The 25,948-nt window shown below is 59.6% G+C and carries 3 protein-coding genes; all 3 read left to right on the top strand.

All coding sequences use genetic code 11. The features are described 5' to 3' along the window. Nucleotides 1–43 precede the first annotated feature (43 nt). The 3 genes from PSH80_RS09965 to PSH80_RS09955 all read left to right on the top strand — a co-directional run bounded on the left by PSH80_RS09965 (nucleotide 44) and on the right by PSH80_RS09955 (nucleotide 25,948). Nucleotides 44–1,693 (top strand): cyclic peptide export ABC transporter, encoded by a 1,650-nt coding sequence (locus PSH80_RS09965; RefSeq protein WP_305420049.1) that lies wholly within the window; start codon nucleotides 44–46, stop codon nucleotides 1,691–1,693. Between the two features lie 130 nt (nucleotides 1,694–1,823). Then, nucleotides 1,824–14,141 carry a non-ribosomal peptide synthase/polyketide synthase gene (locus PSH80_RS09960; RefSeq protein WP_305420047.1) on the top strand — a complete coding sequence of 4,106 codons (12,318 nt, stop codon included), beginning with the start codon at nucleotides 1,824–1,826 and terminating at the stop codon, nucleotides 14,139–14,141. Continuing rightward, nucleotides 14,141–25,948, top strand: a complete 11,808-nt coding sequence (locus PSH80_RS09955) for a non-ribosomal peptide synthase/polyketide synthase (RefSeq protein ID WP_305420045.1) — start codon at nucleotides 14,141–14,143, stop codon at nucleotides 25,946–25,948. Before PSH80_RS09960 ends, PSH80_RS09955 begins: the two co-directional genes overlap by 1 nt.

Below are 25,948 nucleotides of genomic sequence, written 5' to 3'. Positions count from 1 at the left end.
ACTTGCCCACAGCACGTAGCCACGTCGCGATCGAGGTAGTTTCATGACCGCAGCACCGCGCAGCGCCATTCGAGAACTCTTGAGCCTGCTCAAGCCCTATCGGCGGATTGTTATTTCTTCCATCACGCTGGGCATCATCGGCGGCCTTAGCGTCACGGCGCTGCTGGCCACGGTCAACCGCGGCCTGCACAGCGCCGACGGCATGGGCACCGGCGTGGTGCTGGCCTTCGCCGGGCTGTGCCTACTGGCCCTGCTCAGCAGTATCGGCGCCGACATCGGCACCAATTTCGTCGGTCAGAAGGTGATTGCCAAACTGCGCAAGGACCTCGGCGCCAAAGTGCTCGCCGCCCCCATCGAACAGATCGAGCGCTACCGCACTCACCGCCTGATCCCGGTGCTGACCCACGACGTGGACACCATCAGCGACTTCGCCTTCGCCTTCGCCCCGCTGGCGATTTCCACCACGGTGATCCTGGGCTGCCTGGGCTACCTGGCGGTGCTGTCCTGGCCGATCTTCCTGATGACCCTGCTGGCCATCGGCATTGGTTCGGCGGTGCAGTACGTGGCTCAAAGCAAAGGCATCAAAGGGTTCTACGCGGCACGCGACGCCGAAGACAACCTGCAAAAACACTATTCGGCGATTGCCGAGGGTGCCAAGGAACTGCGCATCCACCGCCCACGTCGGCATGCCATGCACACCCGTAATATCCAGGGCACCGCCGACAAAATCTGCGACACCCACATCCGCTCGATCAATATCTTCGTGATTGCCAAGAGCCTGGGCTCGATGCTGTTTTTCGTGGTTATCGGTCTGGCCCTGACCCTGCAACAATTCTGGCCCAGTTCGGACCCGGCGGTGATGAGCGGCTTTGTCCTGGTGCTGCTGTACATGAAAGGTCCGCTGGAAAACCTGATCGGCAACCTGCCGATCATCAGCCGCGCGCAAATTGCCTTCCGCCGCATTGCCGACCTGTCGGAGCGTTTCTCCTCGCCGGAACCACACCTGCTGCTCGATGACGCCGACAAAACCGTGCCCGTGATGAAGCACTTGGAACTGCGCAACGTGCAGTACGCCTTCCCAACGGTCGAAGGCAGCGAGCCGTTCAAGCTCGGGCCGGTCAACCTGAGCATCGAGCCTGGGGAAATTCTGTTTATCGTCGGTGAAAACGGTTGCGGCAAGACCACCCTGATCAAGCTGCTACTGGGCCTGTACACCCCGCAGCAAGGTGAAATCCGTCTCAACGGCCTGCCCGTGGGCGCCCTGGGGCTGGATGACTACCGGCAGATGTTCACCACGATTTTTGCCGACTACTTCCTGTTCGACGACCTGGTGCAGAACGACAAGGCCTTGCCCGACGACGCCACTCAATACCTGGAGCGCCTGGAAATCGCCCACAAGGTCAGCGTGCGCGACGGCGCGTTCACCACCACCGACCTGTCCACCGGGCAACGCAAGCGTCTGGCCCTGGTCAACGCCTGGCTCGACGAGCGCCCGGTGCTGGTGTTCGACGAGTGGGCGGCGGACCAGGACCCGACCTTCCGGCGGATTTTCTACACCGAGCTGCTGCCGGACCTCAAGCGCCTGGGCAAGACCATCATCGTCATCTCCCACGACGACCGTTACTTCGACGTCGCCGACCAACTGGTACGCATGCAGGCCGGCCGAGTCATCACTGAAAAAGCCTGCGCCTGACCTCCCCTGTAGCAGCCGGCTTGCCGGCTACTACAACGCTCCCCGCCTGCTATTGCACCTAAATCTCATTGATCGAACTTCGTCTTCCTGACACAGCTTATTTCCTCTGCCGACGGCGACGAGATCGATCATGAACCAATTGAACCAACTTCCCGATGACGACCTGCTGGCCTTGTTGCTGGCCGATGAAGCCGGCGCCGGGCAGTCCATCCAGAGCCTCGCCGGGCGTGATCCGGTGCCGCTGTCGTTCGCCCAGCAGCGTCTGTGGTTCCTGCAACAGTTCGATCCGCAAAGCCATGCCTATAACCTGCCACGGGCGATTGCCATCAAGGGACCGGTGGACGCGTGCGCCCTGGAAGCGGCCCTTAACCAGGTGATCAATCGCCACGATATCCTGCGTACCGCCTTTCGCAACACCGACGGCACGCCCCTACAAGTCATCGACCAGGGCGCACAGCTGAACCTGCTCGAAGAGGACCTGAGCGCGCTGGACAGCGTCCAGCGCGAACAGCAAGTGCAAGATCGCATCCGCCAGCACGCCACCCAGCCCTTCGACCTGAGCCAGGCGCCGCTGATTCGTAGCACCCTGCTCAAGCGCGCCACGCAGGATTATGTGCTGCTGCTCAATATGCATCACATCGTCTCGGACGCCTGGTCCAATCCGATCCTGATGCACGACCTGGCAAGCGCCCTTGGCCAGCCAGGCCGGGCCCTGCCGCGCCCGTCCATCCAGTACGCCGACTACGCCCAGTGGCAACGCCAAGACTACCCGCTGACGCCGCAACACGCCGCAGCCGCCCAGTATTGGAAGGCCATCCTTGGCAAGGATATCCCGGCCCTGACATTGCCTCGCGAGCGCCTGGAAAACCACGCAGGTGCCGGCCATCATGCCCACACCCTGCCTGCACACTTGAACGAGCAGCTCCAGAGCTTTTGCCAGCAACAAGGCCTGACCCCGTTCGTAGTGCTGCTCGGCACCTGGCAATTGCTGCTGGGACGCTACAGCGGCCAGACCGACTTCACCGTCGGCGTGCCCAACGCCACACGCAACCAGGCACAGATCCAGGACCTGGTGGGTTTTTTCGTCAGCAGCCAGGTGTATCGCGCGCGACTGGCACCCGAGCAATCGTGCAGCGCGTTCCTCCAGGCCCTGCGCCAGCAATCCCTGGCCGCCCTGGAACATGCCGACTACCCCATCGAGCTGATCCTCGAAGACCTCCACCTGCAACGCAGCCCCCAGGCCAACCCGCTGTTCCAGACCCTGTTCAACTGGCGCGCCGGCGCCGCGCAGGACGCGCCCCTGCACCTGGGCCCGTTGCAACTGACGTTTATGGACAGCCACCCGTTGCAGGCCAAGTTCGACCTGTCGCTGGACGTGGAGTACAGCCAGCAGCAGATCACCGCGCATTTCGACTATGACGCCGGGTGCTTCACCCCGGCGACCATCGCCACTCTGGCCGGGCACTGGCAGAACCTGTTGCAAGCCATGGTTGAGCAACCGCAGGCACTGATCGGCGAGCTTGCGATGCTCAGTGATGAGGAGCGTGAGCGGCAGTTGGGGCAGTGGAATACCACGGCCGTCCACTACCCGAACGCAGCCCCTGTGCATGTGTTGGTCGCGGAGCAAGCCGAACGCCTGCCACATGCCGTCGCTGTGGTGCTCGGCGAGCAGCAGTTGACCCTGGATCAGCTCAACCGTCGCGCCAACCAACTGGCTCACAAGCTGCTGGAGCTGGGCGTTGGCCCCAACGTCTGCGTGGGCCTGGGCCTTGAGCGCAGCCTGGAAATGGTCATCGCCCTGCTGGCCGTGCTCAAGGCAGGCGGTGCCTATGTACCGCTGGACCCGGCCTACCCCGCTGACCGCCTGGCCTACATGATCAACGACAGCGGCATCGGCCTGCTGCTGACCCAAAGCAGCCTGGCATTGCCCGCCCCGGACAGCCTGCCGTCCCTGTGCCTGGACCAGGACAGCGACTGGCTGGAAGGCTATGACAGCGCCAACCCGCAGCTAACAGTCAGCGCCGATAACCTGGCCTACATGATCTACACCTCCGGTTCCACCGGGCAGCCCAAGGGCGTGCAGGTGCGCCACGGCGCTCTGACCAATCATATGCTGTGGATGCAGGGCGAATTGGGCCTGAACGCTGCGGACCGGGTCTTGCAAAAAACCGCCTTCAGCTTCGACGCCTCGGTGTGGGAGTTCTGGTTGCCCTTGCTCCACGGTGCGCAGTTGGTCCTCGCCTCCCGCGAGTTGTCCGACGATTTGTCAGTGCTGTGGTCGGAAGTAGCCGCCCAGCGCATCAGCGTGCTGCAAATGGCCCCTTCCCTGCTGCAAGCCTTGCTCGTCGACGAACAGGGCGCGCAGATGCAATCCCTGCGCTTGCTGCTGCTGGGCGGCGAAGCCTTGGGTACTCCGCTGGTCGCACAATTGCGCGAACGCTGGAACGGCCGCCTGTGCAACCTTTATGGCCCAACCGAAGCCACTATCGACACCACCTTCTTTGATGTCGCCAGCCTGCCCGAAGGCGCCATCGCCCCTATCGGCCGCCCCCTCGCCAACGTGCGTACCTACCTGCTCGACCACGACCTGCAGCTGTGCCCGGTGGGCACCAGCGCCGAACTGCTGATCGGCGGCGACTCCCTGGCACAGGGCTACCACCAGCGCCCGGGGCTGACCGCCGAACGCTTTATTCCCGATCCGTTTGCAGGCAACGGCGCACGCCTGTATCGCAGCGGCGACCTGACGCGCTACCGTGCCGATGGGGTCATCGACTACATCGGGCGCATCGACCATCAGGTAAAAATCCGCGGCCTGCGTATCGAACTGCGAGAGATTGAAGCGCAACTGCTGCAACACAAGGCGGTGCGCGAAGCCGTGGTCATCGCCCACCCAACCCCGGGCGGCCCGCAGTTAGTGGGTTATGTGGTGCCGACGGAACCGGCAACGGACATTACCCGCCAGGACGCCTTGCGCGAGGTCTTAAAAGCCTGGCTCGGCGAACAGCTGCCGGACTATATGGTCCCAAGTCATTTGCTGATCCTGGCGCAACTGCCCCTGACCCCCAACGGCAAACTCGACCGCAAGGCCCTGCCCGCCCCCGACGCGAGCCAGGCCCTGCACGCCTACGTGGCCCCGCAAAACGATCTGCAACAACGCATCGCAGCCATCTGGCAAGACGTGCTCAAACTTGCAAAAATCGGCCTGAACGACAACTTCTTCGAACTGGGCGGCGACTCGATCATCTCCATTCAGGTGGTCAGCCGCGCCCGCCAGGCCGGCATCCACTTCACCCCCAAGGACCTGTTCCAGCACCAGACCATCCAGGGCCTGGCCAGCGTGGCGAAAACCCACGGCCAGGGCCTCGCGATCGATCAAGGTCCGGTCACCGGCAGCGCACCACTGCTGCCGATCCAACACCTGTTCTTCGATACCGAGATCCCCGAGCGCCACCACTGGAATCAGTCGGTACTGCTCAAGCCCGCCACGGCCCTGGACCCGCACCTGCTGGAACAGGCCCTCAACGCCCTCATCCAACACCACGACGCCCTGCGCCTGAGCTTCACTCAGGCTGATTCTGGCTGGAACGCCGAATACCGCCCGGCCACGGCGTCGGTGTTGTGGCAGACCCGGATTGACGACGCAACGCAACTGCAATCTTTGGGCGACGAAGCCCAACGCAGCCTCAACCTGCAAGACGGGCCGCTGCTGCGCGCGGTGCTGGTCAGCCTGGGTGACGGTAGCCAGCGCTTGCTGCTGGCGATTCATCACTTGGTGGTGGATGGCGTGTCGTGGCGGATTTTGTTTGATGATTTGCAAACCGTGTACCGGCAAGTGCAGACGGGCCAGGCGATTGAATTGCCGGAGAAGACCAGTGCGTATAAAGCCTGGGGCCAGCGTTTGCAGGAATACGGTCAAAGTGCCGGACGGCAAGGGCAAACCGCCTACTGGCAGCAACTGGCCGACGACTACGCCGACCTGCCGGTGTTGCACGCGGGCGCCAGCCTGAAGAAAACCGACAGCCTGACCGTCCATACTCATCTCAACCAGGACCTGACCCGGCGCCTGCTGCAAGATGCCCCGAGCGCCTACCGCACACAGATCAACGATTTGCTGCTCGCCGCACTGGCACGGGTCATCAGCCGCTGGACCGCCCAGCCTCAGGTACTGATCCAACTGGAGGGCCATGGTCGAGAAGCGTTGTCCGACGAAATCGACCTGACCCGTACCGTGGGTTGGTTTACCACGGTATACCCGGTGCGCCTCACACCGCAGGCCGAGCTCGACGCCAACGTCAAACAGATCAAGGAACAATTGCGCAGCGTACCGAACAAAGGCCTGGACTTTGGTGTCCTGCGCTACCTGGGCAATGCCCAGACGCGGCAAGCGTTGCAGGCATTGCCGGTACCACGCATCACCTTCAACTATCTGGGCCAGTTCGACACCGACTTCAACGCCAACGACAACGCACTCTTTGCCCTCGCCCCGGAAAGCAGCGGTGCCGAACACAGCCCAGAGGCCCCGCTGAGTAACTGGCTGACCCTCAATGGCCAGGTGTACGACGGTGAACTGAGCCTGGGTTGGACCTTTAGTGCGCAAATGTTCGAGCCGGCGCGCATGCAAGCCTTGGCCGATGATTACGCCCAGGAACTGGCGCAGTTGATCGAGCACTGCTGCGACCCGCGCAACCGTGGCGTGACACCATCGGACTTCCCCCTCGCACACCTCGACCAGTGGCAACTGGATGCATTGCCGGTAGACGTCGCACAGATCGACGACATCTATCCGTTGGCGCCTATGCAACAGGGCATGCTGTTCCACTCGCTTTACGAGCAAAACGTCGGCGCCTATGTCAACCAGATGCGCCTGGACGTGACCGGCCTCGACCCACACGGTTTGCGAGATGCGTGGCAACAGGCGATGGACGCTCACGATATCCTGCGCACCTCGTTCGTCTGGCAAGGTGATCTGCAACAACCGGTACAAGTGGTGCACAAGCAGTTGACCCTGCCCATGACCCTGCACGACTGGCAGCAGTACCCAGACCTGCAGCCGGCCCTGGACCAATTGGCCCTGGAGCGTTTGCAACAACGCTTCGATCTGGCCCACGCACCCTTGCTGGACGTGCAGGTGATCAAGACCGGCGATGCTCAACATCACCTGATCTACACCGTGCACCACATCCTGATGGATGGCTGGAGTAACTCCCAGCTCATGGGTGAGATTCTCCAGCGCTACGCCGGCCAGGCCCTACCGGCCAAAATGGGGCGTTACCGCGACTACATTGCCTGGCTGCAACGCCAGGACAACAGCGCCAGCCAAACCTGGTGGGCAGACCAATTGGCGACACTGCAAGAGCCGACCCGGCTTGCCAGTAGCCTGCCAAGTGTATCCACCACGGCCAGCGGCCACGGCGACCACTATCAGCATTTTGGCATCGTCGAGACCCGCTACTTCAACGAGTTCGCGCGCCACCAGAAAGTCACCCTCAACACTTTACTGCAAGGCGCCTGGCTGTTGCTGTTGCATCACTATACCGGCCAGGACAGCCTGTGTTTCGGCGCCACCGTCGCCGGACGTCCGGCCGAAATCGCCGGTATCGAGCAGCAGGTCGGGTTGTTCATCAATACCCTGCCCGTGATTGCCACGGTGAATCCGCAGACCCGGGTCGACCAATGGCTGCAGAGCGTGCAAGCGCAAAACCTGTCGTTACGCGAACACGAGCACACCTCGCTGGCCGATATTCAACGCTGGGCCGGGCACAACGGTGAAGCGCTGTTCGACACTCTGCTGGTGTTCGAAAACTACCCGATTGCCGATGCCTTAGAGCAACAAGCCCCCAAAGGCCTGGAGTTTGGCAGCGTCGATACCTTCGAACAAACCAACTACCCGCTGACCCTGGCCCTGAATGCCGGAGAAACCCTGTCGCTGCACTACAGCTTTGCCCACGACGCCTTCAGCGAAACCGTGATCGAACGCATGGCGCAGCACCTGCATAACCTGCTGTTGCGCCTCACCGAACGGCCCGACCGGGCCATTGGCGAACTGAACCTGCTCGGCGACAGTGAACGTACACAGGTCATCCACCGCTGGAATGACACCGCCAGGCACTATCCGCTGGGTTACCCAGTGCAGACCCTGATTGAACATCAGGTCAAGCAGACGCCTGATGCTCCGGCACTGATCTTTGCCAATGTTCGGCTGAGCTACGCCCAACTCAATGCCCGGGCCAACCAACTGGCCCATCACCTGATCGCCCTGGGTGTAGGCCCGGACCGGCTGGTGGGAATTGCGGTCGAACGCAGCGTGGAAATGGTGGTCGGCTTGCTCGCTATCCTCAAGGCCGGCGGTGCCTACGTGCCGCTGGACCCTGAATATCCGGCTGATCGCCTGGCCTACATGATCGACGACAGTGGTATCGACCTGCTACTGACCCAGCAATCGCTGATCAGCACCCTGCCATTGCCAGCAACGCTCAACACCTTGAGCCTGGACACTCTGGCATTGGATACCTTGCCGGACACCAACCCTGGCGTCAGCGTGGATGCGCAAAACCTCGCCTACGTGATCTACACCTCGGGCTCTACCGGCAAACCCAAGGGCGCGGGCAACCGCCACAGTGCCCTGACCAACCGCCTGTGCTGGATGCAGCAAGCCTACGGGCTGAACAACGACGACACCGTGCTGCAAAAAACCCCGTTCAGCTTTGATGTGTCGGTGTGGGAGTTTTTCTGGCCGCTGATGACGGGTGCCCGCCTGGCCGTGGCAGGTCCTGGGGATCATCGCGACCCGGCCAGGTTGGTGCAGTTGATCACCGAGCACCGGGTCACCACCCTGCATTTTGTACCCTCGATGCTGCAAGCCTTCCTGCTGGACGACAGCAGCGAGCGTTGCACCGGCCTGACCCGGATCATCTGCAGCGGTGAAGCCTTGCAGGTCGATACGCAACAGCAGGTGTTCGCCCGCCTGCCTGGTGCTGGCCTGTACAACCTATATGGCCCAACCGAAGCGGCCATTGACGTTACCCACTGGACCTGCCGCGAAGAACCGGCCCATACCGTACCGATTGGCCAGCCTATCGCCAACCTCAGCACCTTCATCCTCAATAGCGATCTCGCGCCATTACCGGTCGGTGTGGTGGGCGAGTTGTACCTGGGCGGCGAAGGCCTGGCCCGTGGTTACCACCGCCGCTCAGGCATGACCGCCGAGCGCTTTGTCGCCAGCCCCTTTGCCAACGGCCAGCGCCTGTACCGTACCGGCGACCTGGCACGGCAACGGGCCGACGGCGTAATCGAGTACATTGGCCGTGTCGACCATCAGGTCAAGATTCGTGGCCTGCGCATTGAACTGGGAGAGATCGAAGCACGCCTGCTGGAACAGGATGAAGTTCGCGAAGCTGCCGTCCTGGCCGTAGACAGCGGTCGCGGCTTGCAACTGGTCGGTTACGTGGTGCCAAGCGCCAATGCCGGCGGGGACCTACGCGAAACCCTCAAGACCGGCCTCAAGACACACTTGCCGGATTATATGGTCCCGGTCCACTGGGTGTTCCTCGACGCCCTGCCCCTGAGCCCCAATGGCAAACTTGACCGCAAGGCCCTGCCAGCGCCAAACACCAGCCAGATGCAGATCCAGTACATCGCACCACAGAGCGCACTGGAACAGCAAATCGCCAGCATCTGGCAAGACGTACTGAAGGTGCAGAATGTCGGCCTGACCGATAACTTCTTCGAACTGGGCGGAGACTCGATCATCTCCATCCTGGTGGTCAGTCGCGCGCGTCAGGCCGGGATTCAATTCAGCCCCAAGGAGCTGTTCGAAGCCCAGACCGTGCAACAACTGGCGCTACTGGCTCGCACCGGCACGCCGGCGCAGGAAATCGATCAACAACCGCTCACGGGACCGACCCCGCTGCTACCGGTGCACCAGGCGTTTTTCCAGCGGGCGATCCCCGAGCGTCACCATTGGAACCAGGCGGTACTGCTATCGGCCCAGGCACCTTTGCAGGCCGATGCGCTTGAGCAGGCGCTAAGGGCCCTGATCATCCATCACGACGGTTTGCGCCTGAGCTTCAGCGAAAACACCGCCGGCTGGCAGGCCCACTATCGTTCGGTGGCGCAACAGCAGCAGGACTGGCAACAGGCTCCTGCCTTGCAACAAGCCAGCGCCTTATCTACCACAGAACTGGAAGATCTGTGCAATCAGGCCCAGGCCAGTCTCGACCTGAGCCAAGGCCCTCTGCTGCGTGCAGTCCTGGTGACACTGGCCGATAACAGCCAGCGCCTGCTGTTGGCAGCCCATCACCTTGTGATCGATGGTGTGTCGTGGCGCATCCTGTTTGAAGACCTGCAGAACGCCTACCAACAAGCATCAGCCAGGCAGACCATCAGCCTCCCGGCGAAAACCTACTCTGGCAAATCCTGGGCCGAGCACCTGCAACGCCACGCCACCCAGGGGGCCCTGGCAGAGGAACTCACCTACTGGCAAGCCCAGTTGCAAGAGACCAAGTGCGACCTGCCCGGCGCACGCTCAGGCGCCAGCCTGGAAAACCGCCACGGCCATAGCGTCAATACGCGACTGGACAAAACCCTCACCCGGCAATTACTGCAAGAGGCCCCCGCCGCTTACCGCACACAGATCAATGATCTGCTGCTGACTGCGCTGGCACGGGTGATCGGCCGCTGGACCCAGGGCCAACACTGTCTGATCCAGCTCGAAGGACATGGTCGCGAAGAGTTGTTCGAACCATTGGACCTGACCCGCACCGTGGGCTGGTTCACCAGCCTGTTCCCGGTGGCCTTGACGCCGGTTGCCGATAACCTGGGTGCGTCGATCAAGCAAATCAAGGAACAATTGCGGGCCGTACCCAACAAAGGGATCGGTTATGGCGCCTTGCGCTACCTGGGCGATGCTCAGGCCCGGGCGACCCTGGCGGGCCTGCCTGAACCGCGCATTACCTTCAACTATCTGGGCCAGTTCGATGGCAGCTTCAACGCCGAGGAACAGGCCCTGTTCCGCCCGGCCAACGAGGGCACCGGCGCAGAGCAAAACCCTGAGGCGCCGCTGGGTAACTGGTTGACGCTCAACGGTCAGATCTACGCCGGTGAGCTGAGCCTGAACTGGTTGTTCAGCCGCGAGATGTTCGACGATGCCACTATCCAGCACCTCGCCGATGAGTACGCCAGTGAGCTCAAGGCCCTGGTCGCCCATTGCATTGATCCGGCCCACTGCGGCCTGACCCCTACCGATGTGCCGCTGGCCAAGATCAGCCAAGCACAGCTCGATCGCCTAACAGTGCCCGCCGCGCAGATCGCCGACCTCTATCCGCTGTCGCCGATGCAACAGGGCATGTTGTTCCACACTCTGTACGAACAAAGTGCTGGCAACTACATTAACCAACTGCGCGTGGATATCGACGGGCTCGACCCGCAACGCTTCCAGCAAGCCTGGCAGGCGGCTATGGACAGTCATGACATCCTGCGCACCGGGTTTGTCTGGCAAGGGCTGGAGCAACCTCTGCAACTGGTACTAAAACAGGCGCAGATTCCGTTCACCGTACACCCGTTGGGCAGCCACGATGCACAGCAACTGGACTCACTAGCCCTGGCCCAATTGCAGCAGCCATTCACACTGGATCAAGTACCGTTGCTGCGCCTGACCCTGGTACAAACCGCTGCCGAACGTCACCACCTGATCTACACCGCCCATCACATCCTCATGGACGGCTGGAGCAACTCCCAGCTCATGGGCCAGGTGTTGCAGCACTACAGTGGGCAAACCGTGGCCGCCAACCCCGGACGCTACCGTGACTACATCGCCTGGCTGCAACAGCAGGACAGCACCACCAGCCAGCGTTTCTGGCAAGAACAGCTGCGTGACCTGGAGTCGCCAACCCTGCTGGGCCAAAGCGTGGTGCACGTACCTGGAGAAGGCCATGGTGAATACCGCAAGGTAATCGACACCGCCACCACCGCACGCCTGAACGCCTTTGCCCGTCAGCAGAAAGTCACCGCTAACACCCTGGTGCAAGCGGCGTGGCTACTCCTGTTGCAGCGTTACACCGGCCAAACCACGGTGTGCTTTGGCGCCACCGTAGCCGGGCGCCCGGCACAGCTCAACGGCGTAGAACAACAGATCGGCCTGTTCATCAACACGCTGCCTGTCGCGGCCAGCCCCCGCCCCGAGCAAAGCGTTGCGCAATGGTTGCAGCAAGTCCAGGCACAAAACCTGTCATTGCGTGAGCATGAACACACGCCGCTGTTCGAAACACAACGTCAGGCAGGTGTGGGCGGCGAAAGTCTGTTCGACAATATCCTGGTGTTCGAGAACTACCCGATCTCCGAGGCCCTGGAAAAGGGCGCACCACAGGGTCTGGGTTTTGGCCCGGTGCACAGCCAGGAGCAAACCAACTACCCATTGACCCTGAGTGTTGGCCTGGGTAGCAGCCTGACCCTGCAATACAGTTATGTGCGGGCAAATTTCAGCGATGCGCTGATCGAGCAAATTGCTGCGCACCTGGATCAACTGTTGAACGGTTTGATCGACAATGCCGACCGCGCACTGGGCTCGCTGCATCTGCTGGGCAAGGCCGAAAAAACGCTGATCCTCAATAAGTGGAACAGCGCTCCTCTGTCGGTTGCCGATGAACAGTGTATTCACCACCTGATCGTCCGTCATACCCAGGCAGCGCCTGGCCAATTGGCTCTGATCGACGGTGAACAACGCCTGAGTTATCAGCAACTGGACCAGCGCGCCAACCGCCTGGCCCACAAACTCATTGAACTTGGGGTTGGCCCGGAAGTGCGGGTTGGCGTGGCGATGCCGCGCAACAGCGACCTGCTGGTAGCGTTGCTGGCGGTACTCAAGGCCGGTGGCGCTTATGTGCCGCTGGACCCCGACTACCCAGCTGACCGCGTGGCCTACATGCTCGAAGACAGCCGCGCGCACCTGCTGCTGGTCGGCCAGCACCTGCCGGACGAATTGCGCGCCAGCGCAACCACCCAAGTGCTGGCCATCGAACCCGGGGATGCCTGGCTGGGCGGTTACAGCGATCACCCGCCCATGACCACGGTAAGCCCTGACAACCTGGCCTACGTTATCTACACCTCCGGCTCCACCGGCTTGCCCAAGGGCGTGGCCATCGCCCACCGTAACGTTTCGGCCTTAGTCCGCTGGTCTGCGCAGGTCTATTCAAGCGATGACCTGCAAGGGGTACTGGCCTCGACCTCGATCTGTTTCGACCTGTCAGTGTGGGAGCTGTTTGTGACCCTGGCTTGCGGTGGTCATATCGTCCTGGCGCGTAACGCTCTGGAACTGCCAACCCTGTCGGCACGCGAGCAGGTGCGCCTGATCAATACCGTGCCTTCGGCGATCAACGCGTTGCAGCGCGCCGGGCAGATCCCAGACAGCGTGCGCATCATCAACCTTGCCGGTGAACCACTGAAGCAGACACTGGTAGACACGCTCTATGAACACACCAACGTCAACCATATCTACGACCTGTACGGCCCGTCGGAGGACACCACCTACTCCACCTGGACCCGTCGCGAAGTCGCAGGCTCGGCAAACATCGGCCGCCCGGTCGGCAACACCGCCAGCTACCTGCTCACCCAGGATCTGCAACCTGCTCCCCTGGGCGTAGCAGCCGAGTTGTATCTGGCTGGTGCCGGCATCACCCGGGGTTACCTGGGCCGTGCGGCGCTGACTGCGGAAAAATTTGTGCCCAACCCGTTTTCAGGCAATGGCCAGCGGCTCTATCGCACCAGTGACCTGACCCGCTATCGCCAGGATGGCGTAATTGAATACATCGGTCGCATCGACCACCAGGTGAAAATCCGTGGCTTTCGTATCGAGTTGGGCGAAATCGAAAGCCGCCTGCTGCAACACCCAGAGGTACGCGAAGCCGTGGTACTGGCCCAGGAACACCTCGACGGCCAACAACTGGTGGCATATGTCGTCGCCCGGCAGTCGTTCCCAGACGCAGCATTCCAGGATCAACTGCGCACGGCGATCAAGGCTCGACTCCAGGAAAACCTTCCGGCCTACATGGTTCCGGCGCACCTGCTGTTCCTCGATCAACTACCGCTGACGCCCAACGGCAAACTGGATCGAAAAGCGTTGCCAACGCCTGAGGCCGCCCAGTCGCAACGTGCCTTTGTCGCCCCCCAGACTCCTTTGCAACAACAGATGGCGGACATCTGGCAACAGGTCCTGGAGCTTGAGCGCGTCGGCCTGGACGACAACTTTTTTGAACTGGGCGGCCATTCCCTGCTGGTGGTGCGCGTGGTCTCACGCGCGCAACTGGAGCTGGGCATGCAACTGACCCCACAACAACTCTTTCAATTTCCCACACTGGGCGCATTCGTCAATGAACTGCAAAGCACCGGTGGGCAATTCGATACCGAAAAACTGAGCAAGCTCGAAGCGCTGCTTGACGATATGGAGCAACTGTAATGGACAAGAGCGTCGCCACCCGAATCGCCAAGCGTTTCATCACCCTGCCGCTGGACAAGCGCACGCTGTATCTGGAAAAGATGCTGGCCGAAGGCGTCTCGCCCGCCAACCTGCCGATCCCCGAAGTACGCAGTGAGTTCGAGCTCATCCCGCTGTCGTTTGCCCAGGAGCGCCAATGGTTCCTCTGGCAACTGGACCCTACCAGCGCCGCCTACCACATCCCCACCGCCCTGCGCCTGCGCGGCGCCCTGGACGTGCCAGCGCTGGAGCACGCGTTCAACGCCCTAGTGGCGCGCCATGAAAGCCTGCGCACCACCTTCCAGCAGGTCGACGAACGAGCGGTGCAAGTCATTGCCCCCCACCTGACCCTGGCGGTGGAACTGCTCAGCCTCGACGCACACCTGAGCGACAACGAGCAACAGCAGCAGATCAAAGAATTCGTCGAACACGAAACCCAGCAACCCTTCGACCTGCACAACGGCCCACTGCTGCGGGTCAAACTGCTGCGCCTGGCCGACGACGACCACGTACTGGTGCTGACACAACACCACATCGTCTCCGATGGCGCCTCCATACAAATCATGGTCAGCGAACTGGTGCAGGTTTATGGCGCTTTCGTCCAGGGCCAGGACACGACCCTGGCACCGCTGCAGATCCAGTATGCCGACTATGCCATCTGGCAACGGCACTGGATGGAAGCGGGCGAGCGTGAGCGGCAACTGGCGTACTGGAACAAGCAATTGGGCGGGGAGCAGCCGGTACTGGAATTGCCAACGGACTATCCGCGGCCGGCGGTGCAGAGTTTTCGGGGGGCAAAATACTCATTTGAGTTGAGCGCTGCACTGGGAGCGGCTCTTAAAAAGCTGGCTCAACAGTACAACGTCACACCGTTCATGATTTTACTCGCCTCGTTTCAAGCCTTGCTTCACCGTTACAGCCGACAAACAGACATCCGGGTTGGCGTACCATCGGCCAACCGAAACCGAGTGGAGACCGAAGGGCTGATCGGCTTTTTCGTCAATACCCAGGTGCTCAAGGCAGATATCTCGCCCCTTTCGCCCTTCAGCGATTTACTGGCCCAGGTCAAACAAACATCCCTTGACGCCCAAACCTACCAGGAGTTGCCCTTCGAACAACTCGTCGAAGCGCTGCACCCCGAGCGTAGCCTGAGTCATAGCCCGCTGTTTCAAGTAATGTTCAACCACCAGAACGCCAACGTCGCTGATCACGATGAGCGCAGCCGTCAACTGTCCGGCTTGACGATGGAAGGACTGAGCTGGGAAAACCCGACGGCACAATTTGACCTGACCCTGACTACGGTGGAAAACCCACAAGGGTTCTGCGGCTCCTTCACTTACGCCACCGACTTATTCGACCCCGCCACTATCGAACGCATGAGCCGCCACTGGCAATGCCTTCTGACAGCGGTCGTGGCCAACCCGCTGCAATCCGTCGCTCAGCTACCGATGCTCGATGCTGCGCAACAGCAGTTAATACTTGAAGAATGGAATTGCAGTACCGTCGACTACCCCCGCGAGCTGCGGATTCACCAGCTAATCGAGAACCAAGCCGAACGCTTACCCAACGCCATTGCAATAGTGTTTGCAGAGCAACGACTGACCTACCAGCAACTCAACAGCCATGCCAACCGCCTCGCAGGCAAATTGATTGAGCTGGGTATTGGCCCAGACGTACTGGTAGGCATCGCCGTCGAGCGCAGCGTAGAAATGATTGTCGGGTTGCTGGCTGTGCTTAAGGCCGGCGGTGCGTATGTGCCGCTTGATCCCAGCTATCCCGAAGACCGCCTAGCGTACATGATGCAGGACAGTGGGGTCGCCTTGTTGCTGACCCAGAGCTTCGTCCTGCCCCGCATGCCGGTTCCCCATGGTGTTCAGACCTTGATTCTGGATCAAACAAAAAACTGGCTGGAAGATTACGCCGACGTCAACCCACGACAACCGCTTTTTCCGGAGCATTTGGCTTATGCGATCTACACCTCCGGCTCAACAGGCAAGCCAAAAGGCGTGATGGTGCCCCACGGTGCCTTGAGCAATTTTGTCGCCAGCATGACCCAAGCGCCCGGAGTCAGCAGCCAAGACCGAGTTCTTTCACTGACAACCTTCTCGTTTGATATTTTCGGCCTGGAGATCTATGTACCGCTTTCCATTGGCGCCCGTGTGGTGTTGACCGGCCAGGCGATCAATCAAGACCCAGACGCGCTACTCAAACTGGTACATAACGAGGAGGTAACGGTTCTGCAAGCCACCCCTTCGACCTGGCGAATGCTGCTTGACAGCCCAGATAGTCAGGCGCTGCGCGGGTGCAAGCTGCTCTGCGGAGGCGAAGCGCTGCCTGAGGAGCTGGCGCAACGCATGCTCGCCTTGTCGGATAAGGTGTGGAATCTCTATGGTCCCACAGAAACGACCATCTGGTCCGCCCTCCACGCTCTCGATCAAGCGCATGCCCAGCCTTACCTGGGCCGTCCAATTGCCAACACCGTACTGTTTCTGCTGGACGATGATCTGGGTACAGTGCCCATAGGCGTAGGGGCCGAACTGTTGATCGGTGGTGAAGGTTTGGCTCGCGGTTACTTCCAGCGGCCGGCACTGACCGCAGAGCGCTTCGTGCCCAATCCATTCGGGGCTCCAGGAGAACGCCTGTACCGCACCGGAGACCTGACACGTTACCGTAACGACGGCATTATCGAATACATAAGCCGCCTCGATCACCAAGTGAAAATCCGGGGCTTTCGTATCGAACTAGGCGAGATCGAAGCGAGATTACTCGAGCACCATGACGTTCGCGAAGCCGCTGTTCTGGCACAGGAGGGGCCGGGCGGGACTCAACTGGTGGCTTACCTCGTCCCCAATTCGCTGTCGGTTGAAAGCGAGCTGCGTCAAACCCTCAAGTTGCATCTCAAGCATGGCCTGGCGGATTACATGGTCCCGCCTCATTGGGTATTTTTACCAACCCTGCCACTCACCCCCAACGGCAAGCTTGATCGCAAGGCTCTGCCTAGCCCTGACGCAGATCAACTGCGAAAAAACTATATAGCACCGCAAAACGAAGTAGAACGAACGGTGGCCAATATCTGGGCAGAAGTGTTGAAGCTCAACCAAGTCGGTATGACGGATGACTTCTTCGAACTGGGCGGCCACTCATTATTAGCGACCCGGGTAGTTTCCCGTGTCCGTCGGGCGCTCAAGTGCGATGTATCCCTGAAAAGCCTGTTCGAACACAGTGAGCTACAGGCCTTCGTGAGAGCGCTTGAGGCTTCATCCTCTGATCACTCCCAACTGATACCACAAGAGCGCGGCAGTTCTCTGCCATTGTCATACGCCCAAGAACGTCAATGGTTCCTCTGGCAGTTGGACCCTGACAGTGCGGCCTATCATATTCCCGCAGCGTTGCGTCTGAAGGGTGAGCTCGACATCCCGGCTCTGGAACGCAGTTTCAGCTCGCTGATCGAGCGCCATGAGTCCTTGCGCACCACATTTATACTTGAGGGCGAACACGCCGTCCAAGTCATCGCCCAGGCCACACCACTGAGCATCAAGCTGGATACGTTGGTATCCATCAACGAGCCAGAACAAGCTATCAGGAAGTACGTTGAAACGCAGATTCAAGAACTCTTCGACCTGCAGTCAGGACCACTACTGCGGGTGAAACTGCTGCAATTGGCTACGGACGACCATGTGCTGATTATCGTTCAGCATCATATCGTCTCCGACGCCTGGTCGATGCAAGTCATGGTGCGTGAGTTGATTGAGCTGTATGCCGGACAGAGCCTGGGGCTGAATGTAACGCTGCCAGCATTGCCGGTGCAGTATGCCGACTACGCGATCTGGCAGCGCCAATGGATGAACGCCGGTGAGCGCGAACGTCAACTCGCGTATTGGTCACAGCAACTGGGAGGTGAACAAACACTGCTGGAACTACCACTAGACCATCCTCGCCCGATGGAGCAGAGCTTTCGTGGCGCGAAGGTGGAGTTTGCCTTATCCGACACCCTGAGTTTGTCACTCAAACAGCTCGCCAAACAACTGAACGTGACGCCGTTCATGCTATTGCTCGCGTCGTTCCAGACGCTATTGCATCGCTATAGTCGACAATCCGAAATTTGCGTTGGGGTGCCTATCGCCAATCGCAATCGCCTGGAAACAGAAGGACTCATCGGCTTCTTCGTTAATACCCAGGTACTTAAAGCCATTATTGATGGCCAGTTGCCGTTTAGCGAGTTCGTGCAACAGGTCAAGCGCACGGCGTTGCAGGCACAAGCACATCAAGATCTGCCTTTCGAGCACTTGGTCGAGGCATTGCGCCCGGAACGGGCCCTGAGTCACAGCCCGTTGTTCCAGGTTCTATTCAATCATCAAAACAGCGGACAATTATCCAAGGAACACCTGACGAAACTCTCCGTTGAAAGCCTCCCATGGGAGACCCAGACCGCGCAGTTTGATCTGACCCTCAATACCTTCGAGTCGGTTGATGGCTTTTCCGCTGCACTAACTTACGCCACCGACCTGTTTGAGCCGGCAACCATCGAGCGTATGGTCAACCATTGGCAAACATTGTTACACGCTATTGTCAAATCGCCCCAAAAGCGTATCGGCGAGCTGATGCTACACACTGCCAGCGACCTGCAACTGACGCTTGAAGAATGGAACCCTGGCGTCACGCAATATCCGGCGACTGGCTGCCTGCATCAGCTCATCGAAGCTCATGCCGCGCATGCCCCGCACGCCATAGCGCTGACGTTGGGCACGCACCAGTTAAGCTACGAACAACTCAACACCCGCGCGAATCAGTTGGCCCATCAACTGATCGAGCAGGGCGTAGGTCCCGATGTCATGGTAGGGCTTGCTAGCGAGCGCAGCCTTGAGATGGTCGTAGGTTTGCTGGCAATTCTCAAGGCAGGCGGTGCCTATGTACCTCTTGACCCGGCTTACCCAACTGATCGGCTTGCCTACATGATCCAGGATAGCGGCCTGACATTGGTACTTATGCAGGCGGTCCTGCGTGAACAGATCCCTGTTCCGTCCAATGTCCGCACCCTGCTGCTGGAGTCCGACAAGCTCATTCACTACAGTGTGGAAAACCCACGGATCAAGATAGAGGCAGAAAATCTCGCCTACGTCATCTACACCTCGGGCTCTACCGGTCACCCTAAGGGCACCCTACTTGCCCACCACAATGTGCTGCGACTCTTCAGCGCCTGCGAGAGCGAATTTTCCTTCAGCGCCCAGGATGTCTGGTGTCTGTTCCATTCCTACGCCTTCGATTTTTCGGTTTGGGAGATTTTTGGCGCGTTGCTGTATGGAGGACGACTGGTAATAGTGCCCCATGAGGTCAGCCGCTCACCGGAGGACTTCCATGCACTGTTGTGCGAACAGCAGGTCAGCGTACTCAACCAAACACCTTCGGCGTTCAAGCAATTGATGCAAAGCGCCTGTGAAACACAGGCCACAGACAAAAAACTGGCACTACGTTACGTCATATTTGGCGGTGAGGCGCTCGAGATCCAGAGCCTGCGCCCTTGGTTCGAGAAGTTCGGTGATCGCTCACCGCAATTGATCAACATGTACGGCATTACCGAAACCACAGTGCACGTGACCTATCGACCTATCAACCTGGCCGACCTGTCGAACGACACCACCAGCCCAATTGGGCGGCCACTGCGTGACCTGTCTTGGTATTTGCTGGATGCTGACCTCAATCCTGTAGCCAAAGGCTGCATCGGCGAGCTGTACGTAGGCGGCGCAGGACTGGCGCGTGGCTATCTCAACCGTACGGACCTGAGTGCAACGCGTTTTATCGCTGATCCGTTTTCCCACGACGGCGCGCGCCTCTATCGCACCGGAGACTTGGCTCGCTACCGGGCGGATGGGGTGATCGAATACATCGGGCGTATTGACCACCAGGTAAAAATTCGCGGTTTCCGTATTGAGCTTGGGGAAATCGAAGCCGTCTTATCGAGCCTGGAGGCTGTACGTCAAGTTGTCGTTCTGGCGCAAAAGGGTCAAAGCGGACAGGTGCAACTCGTTGCCTATATCGTCCCAAGCCACACAACAACCCAGGACATCATGCGTGAAACCTTAAAGGTGCACCTGAAAGAGAACTTGCCTGATTACATGGTGCCAAGCCACCTGCTGTTCTTGCCGCAGTTGCCGCTGACGGCCAACGGAAAACTCGACCGCAAGGCCCTGCCCTCGCCGGATAGCGGCCTGCTGCAACAAACCTACATCGCGCCACGAAGCGAGATGGAGCAACGTATTGCTGCGATTTGGCAGGATGTCCTCAAGCTCGAAAGAATCGGCATGAGCGACAACTTCTTCGAGCTAGGCGGTGACTCGATCATCTCCATCCAGGTCGTCAGTCGCGCCCGCCAGGCAGGTATTGGCTTTACTCCAAAAGAGCTGTTCCAGCATCAGACTATCGAGGGCTTGGCTCGGGTAGCAAAGGTTGGCACCCAGGCTGTATCGGTCGACCAAGGAGCCGTCAGCGGACCTGCACTGCTGCTACCGATTCAACAAATGTTCTTCGAGACCGAAATACCCGAACGCCATCATTGGAACCAGTCGGTATTGCTCAAACCGAACACTTCACTGCAGGTTGGTTTGCTGGAAAGTGCCCTACAAGTGCTGATCGAGCATCACGATGCGCTTCGCCTAGTTTTCCTGGAAAACAATCAGGGTTGGCAAGCAAGCTTCCTGAACAGTGGCGAAGTCCCGGCGGTGCTTCGACAGGTAGTTGCACGGGATCCTGATGAGATTGACCGGATCTGCACTGAGGCGCAGCGTAGCCTGGACCTAAGCAAAGGCCCGCTGCTGCGTGCGCTGTTGATTGATCTGAACGATGGCAGTCAGCGTTTGCTATTGGCAGTTCACCATCTGGTGGTTGACGGTGTTTCCTGGCGCATCCTGTTTGAGGATCTGCAATCCACCTACCAACAACTGCAAAACGCACAACCGCTGACATTACCCAGCAAAACCAGTTCGGTGCAATCCTGGGGCGAGCGACTACGCAAGCATGCCCACAGCGATGCCTTGCGCCAACAACTGCCCTACTGGCAAGAACAACTTTCCGACGCCGCTGTGGCCTTACCTTGCCATGACGACACTGGCAGCCTGGAGCGCACTCATAGCCGGGGGGTACAGACCCGATTGGACGCTCAACTCACGCGTCGATTACTGCAAGATGCCCCGGCTGCGTATCGTACCCAGATCAATGATCTACTACTTACTGCACTGGCCCGCGTCATTGCACGGTGGACCGCGCGTCCCGACTGCGTGATCCAACTTGAAGGCCATGGTCGTGAAGATTTGTTTGACGACATCGACCTGACCCGTACTGTCGGCTGGTTCACCAGTGTTTTCCCGGTAAGACTATCTACGACCGACGACTTGGGTGAGTCCATTATCGGTGTCAAAGAACAACTGCGCCGCATTCCCGACAAGGGTACTGGCTACTCCGCACTACGTTATCTCGGTGATGAGCGGACACGTCTATCGTTGAGCGCACTGCCTACTCCGCGACTCACCTTCAACTACCTGGGGCAGTTCGACAGTAGTTTTGACAACACTGAAGGTGCGCTTTTTGCACCATGCAATGACAGCGCTGGCGCAGAACGCAGTCCAAAGGCCCCACTGGATAACTGGTTGAGCATCAACGGCCAAGTGTATGGCGGTGAACTAAGTCTTAACTGGGGCTTCAGCGTAAAGATGTTCAATGAAAGCACTATTAAGCACTTGGCAGATGATTACGCCGACGAGCTGAAAGCCATCATTGAGTATTGCTGCAATGGTATCCATTCAGGCGTCACGCCATCTGATTTCCCACTCGCAGAGCTCAGCCAGCAGCAACTGAATGCATTACCTGTACCCTCGCAAGACGTCGAGGACATCTATCCCCTCTCCCCGATGCAGCAAGGGATACTGTTCCATACACAAGAGTCGCCGGAAGCTGCACTTTACATCAACCAAATGTCGGTCCCTGTCGAAGGTCTGGACAGTAGCCGTTTCATCAATGCCTGGAACAGTGTGATCCAGCACCATGAAATCCTGCGAACCGGTTTCTGGTCCTCCAGCGATTTGGCTGAACCGCTGCAAATTATTTACCGCCAGGCTAGTTTGCCCGCTCAGATCATTGATTGGCAGAATCTAGCCGTCTCGCCGCAAGACCTTGAGCAATTAGCCAAGGCCGATCTAGAAAAAGGATTTGATTTATTACACGCACCACTGATCAGACTGACATTGATCAAGCTCGATGAAAAACGGATGCATCTTATCTGGACCAGTCATCACATATTGATGGACGGCTGGAGCAGTTCTCGTCTGCTGGGTGAAGTGTTCCAGATCTATAATGGCCAGACTCCAGCCGCCAAGCGCGGAAGCTATCGGGATTACATCCAGTGGTTGAGAACTCAGTCCCAGGCCAACCTGGAAACCTTCTGGAGAGGCAAGCTCCAAGGGTTCAGCGGCCCGACGAGCCTGACCAACAGCATCGCGCCGCGCGCACAATCGGACCTCGAAGGTCATGCGGCGCTATATATGATTTGGGACACGGAGCGGACCCAGCACCTGCGGGAGTACGCGCAGCGCCTGCGTGTTACGCCCAACACGCTAATCCAGGCCACGTGGTTGTTACTCTTGCAGCGCTACACCGGACAAGCCACCGTATGCTTCGGCGCCACCGTCGCTGGCAGACCAGCGAGTTTGCGCGGATCCGATGAAATGCTCGGGTTGTTCATCAATACCCTTCCTATTATCCAGACTCCAGAGCCAACGTCATCCGTCTGGCAGTGGCTACAAGCGCTGCAAAACTACAATCTAGAGATACGCGATCACGAACATGCTTCTCTCGCCGACGCGCAGCGCTGGTTGGGCCAGGGCGGAACGCCGCTGTTCGACAGCATCGTGGTGTTCGAGAACTACCCGGTGGATGAGCGCTTGCAAGAGGCCGAGCACAACCAGTTACGTTTCGGCAAAATCAGCACCCGCGACGTCACCAACTTTGCAATGGACTTGGCCATCAATCTGGGCAACACCCTCACAATCGAGTTCCTGTACCTGCGCAATCGTTTCACCCCAGAAGCTACGGAACAGATCCGCACAAGCTTCGAAACCCTGCTATGCGCGATGCTCGACAACCCGGATGCAACGCTGGGCAGCCTGAACATGCTCAGCAACAACGAGCAGCAACGCCTCAGCCAACGTAACACCCTGGCGCCTTTGCAGGAGACGCTGCCGCTGCTGGCCGAAGTCATCCGAAACCACGCAGTGGCCACCCCAGGCGCCGTCGCGGTGGTGTGCGCCGAAACCCAGTTGAGCTATGGGCAACTGGAGTCCCGCGCGAACCGACTCGCCCATCACCTGATCGCCCAAGGGATAGGCCCGGAGAGTTTTGTCGGGATTGCCCTGGAGCGTTCGGTGGACGTCATCGTCGCGTTCTACGCGGTCATGAAAACCGGTGGTGCCTATGTACCACTGGATATCGACTATCCCCAGGAGCGCGTGCAATGGATCGTCGAAGACTCCGCCATGAGTTTGTTGATCACCCACGAAAGCCTGCATTCGCGCTTCAATCAACCGTGGGCTCCGACACTGATAGCACTCGACGGCCTGAGCCTGGACAGTCAGCCCGACCACTGCCCTGCCAGCGCCGTACTGGATGACAATCTTGCCTACCTGATCTACACCTCCGGCTCCACCGGTAAGCCCAAAGGTGTGGCGGTCAGCCACGGGCAGATCCGCATGCATTGCCAAGCCATTGCCCGGCGCTACGACATGGATGCCAATACCCGCGAATTGCTGTTTATGTCGTTTGCCTTCGACGGTGCTCAGGAGCGTTGGCTCTCGACGTTGGCCAGCGGCGCTCGTTTGGTAGTGCGCGACAATCGGCTGTGGACCCCTGAAGAAACCTGGCAAGCCCTGCATCAGCACGCCATCAGCATCGCCTGCTTCCCACCGACCTATCTGCAACAACTCGCTGAGTTTGCCCAGACTCAGGAACAGGCCCCACCACCGGTACGCATCTACTGCTTTGGCGGTGATGCGGTAGCCGACGCCAACTTCGAACTGGTCAAGCGCGCACTCAAGCCGCAGTACTTAACCAACGGTTACGGGCCGACTGAAACCGTGGTGACCCCACTGCTGTGGAAAGTCCCGGTAGACGCCGTGTGTGGCGCGGTTTATGCGCCGATCGGCAAGCGTGTCGGCGAACGTACCCTGTATGTGCTGGACGATGCCCTCAATACTGTGCCGGACGGCATAGCAGGTGAGCTGTATATCGGCGGCGAAGGCGTAGCGCGCGGTTATCACCAACGGCCCGGATTGAGCGCCGAGCGTTTTGTCGCCGACCCATTCTCAACCACCGGCGCACGCCTGTACCGCACCGGCGACCTGGTGCGCCAGCGTGCAGACGGGGTGATTGATTACCTCGGTCGCTTGGACAATCAAGTAAAAATCCGTGGTTTTCGCATCGAACTGGGAGAGATCGAAGCGCGTCTGCGTGATCTTTCCGATGTTCAGGACGCTGTAGTGGTTGCCCGGGAAACTGCCGGTGGCAAACAACTGATCGGCTATGTGGTCGCCAGCGACGTGGCCGGCCTCGGTGAGCGCCTGCGTGGCGAACTGCAACAGGATCTGCCGGACTATATGGTGCCTGTGCAAATCCTCGTACTGGAGCGCTTCCCACTCAACCCCAACGGCAAACTAGATCGCCATGTCCTGCCCGACCCGGACTTCAAGGGACGCCAGTTCATCGCCCCGCGCAACGCGCTGGAAAAAGCCTTGGCAGCGATCTGGCAAGAGGTGTTGGAGGTAGAGCAAGTCGGGGTCACCGACAACTTCTTCGAGCTGGGCGGCGACTCGCTACGGGTGCTTAAAGTGTTGTCCAAAGTGCGTAGTCAACCGGAACTGGGGCTGAGCCTGAAGCTGCGCGACATGATGGGCAAACCGACCATTGCCGAACTGTCGGGCTACACCCCGAGCGAGCAGAACCTAGACCCGCTGTTGCTGCTCAACAATCGTGTGGCCAATGCTGCGCCGCTGTTCTGCCTGCACGCCGGTTTCGGCACGGTATTCGACTACGAGCCCCTGGCGCGGCGTCTGGACGGCCAGCGCAGTGTCTATGGCCTGCAATGCCGAATGCTGCTGGACCGCGATTGGGAGGATGAATCCTTGCAGGCCATGGCCATCGACTACGCCCAGTACATCCGGCAGAAACAGGCCGATGGTCCGTACCACCTATTGGGCTGGTCCCTCGGTGGCCCATTGGCGTTACTGGTGGCGCAGGAGCTGGAAAGCCAGGGCCAAGTCGTGGAGTTCGTGGGGTTGGTCGATGCCTTCACCCCGACTGCAGAACAGACGCAGCCTGAGGACGACTGGAGCGATGACTTGCGCGGTTTCCTCGCGGTCATCTTCGATGTGGCTGGCGAGCGTTTACCGGCGATTGAAATTCCGGCGGGCAGCGACATTGCGCGCCTGGAACAGTTGATCGCCTCGGTGCAAAGCAATGTCGCTGGCGACTCGGCATACAGCAGCATCAGCACCGAAGAATTGGCCCATACGTTTATCGTGGCGATGAAACTCAAGGCGTTGTCCGCACAATTTCAGGTCCTGCCAGATACCAGCTGCCGTCCCCATTGTTGGTGGGCCAGCACGCCGCAAGCGGACTTCATCAGCCCGATGCCTGGTGCACTGAGCGACGAACTGATTGCCGCTGGTCACTACGACATCCTGAAAAACCCGGACTGGCTCCATGACCTGCTGCAGCAACTGCCGCAAAACGAAGCCGTGACCAACTGA

Origin of the sequence: Pseudomonas sp. FP818 (assembly GCF_030687335.1) — a bacterium.
GTDB classification, from domain to species: domain Bacteria; phylum Pseudomonadota; class Gammaproteobacteria; order Pseudomonadales; family Pseudomonadaceae; genus Aquipseudomonas; species Aquipseudomonas shahriarae.
The sequence above is the reverse complement of the archived record's forward strand: the minus strand, read 5'-3'. Positions and strand labels throughout refer to the sequence as shown.

What these genes read in the sequence shown, in the direction of transcription:
- PSH80_RS09955 (WP_305420045.1), top strand. Translation starts at nt 14,141, where the DNA reads ATGGACAAGAGCGTCGCCACCCGAATCGCCAAGCGTTTCATCACCCTG.
- PSH80_RS09960 (WP_305420047.1), top strand. Translation starts at nt 1,824, where the DNA reads ATGAACCAATTGAACCAACTTCCCGATGACGACCTGCTGGCCTTGTTG.
- PSH80_RS09965 (WP_305420049.1), top strand. Translation starts at nt 44, where the DNA reads ATGACCGCAGCACCGCGCAGCGCCATTCGAGAACTCTTGAGCCTGCTC.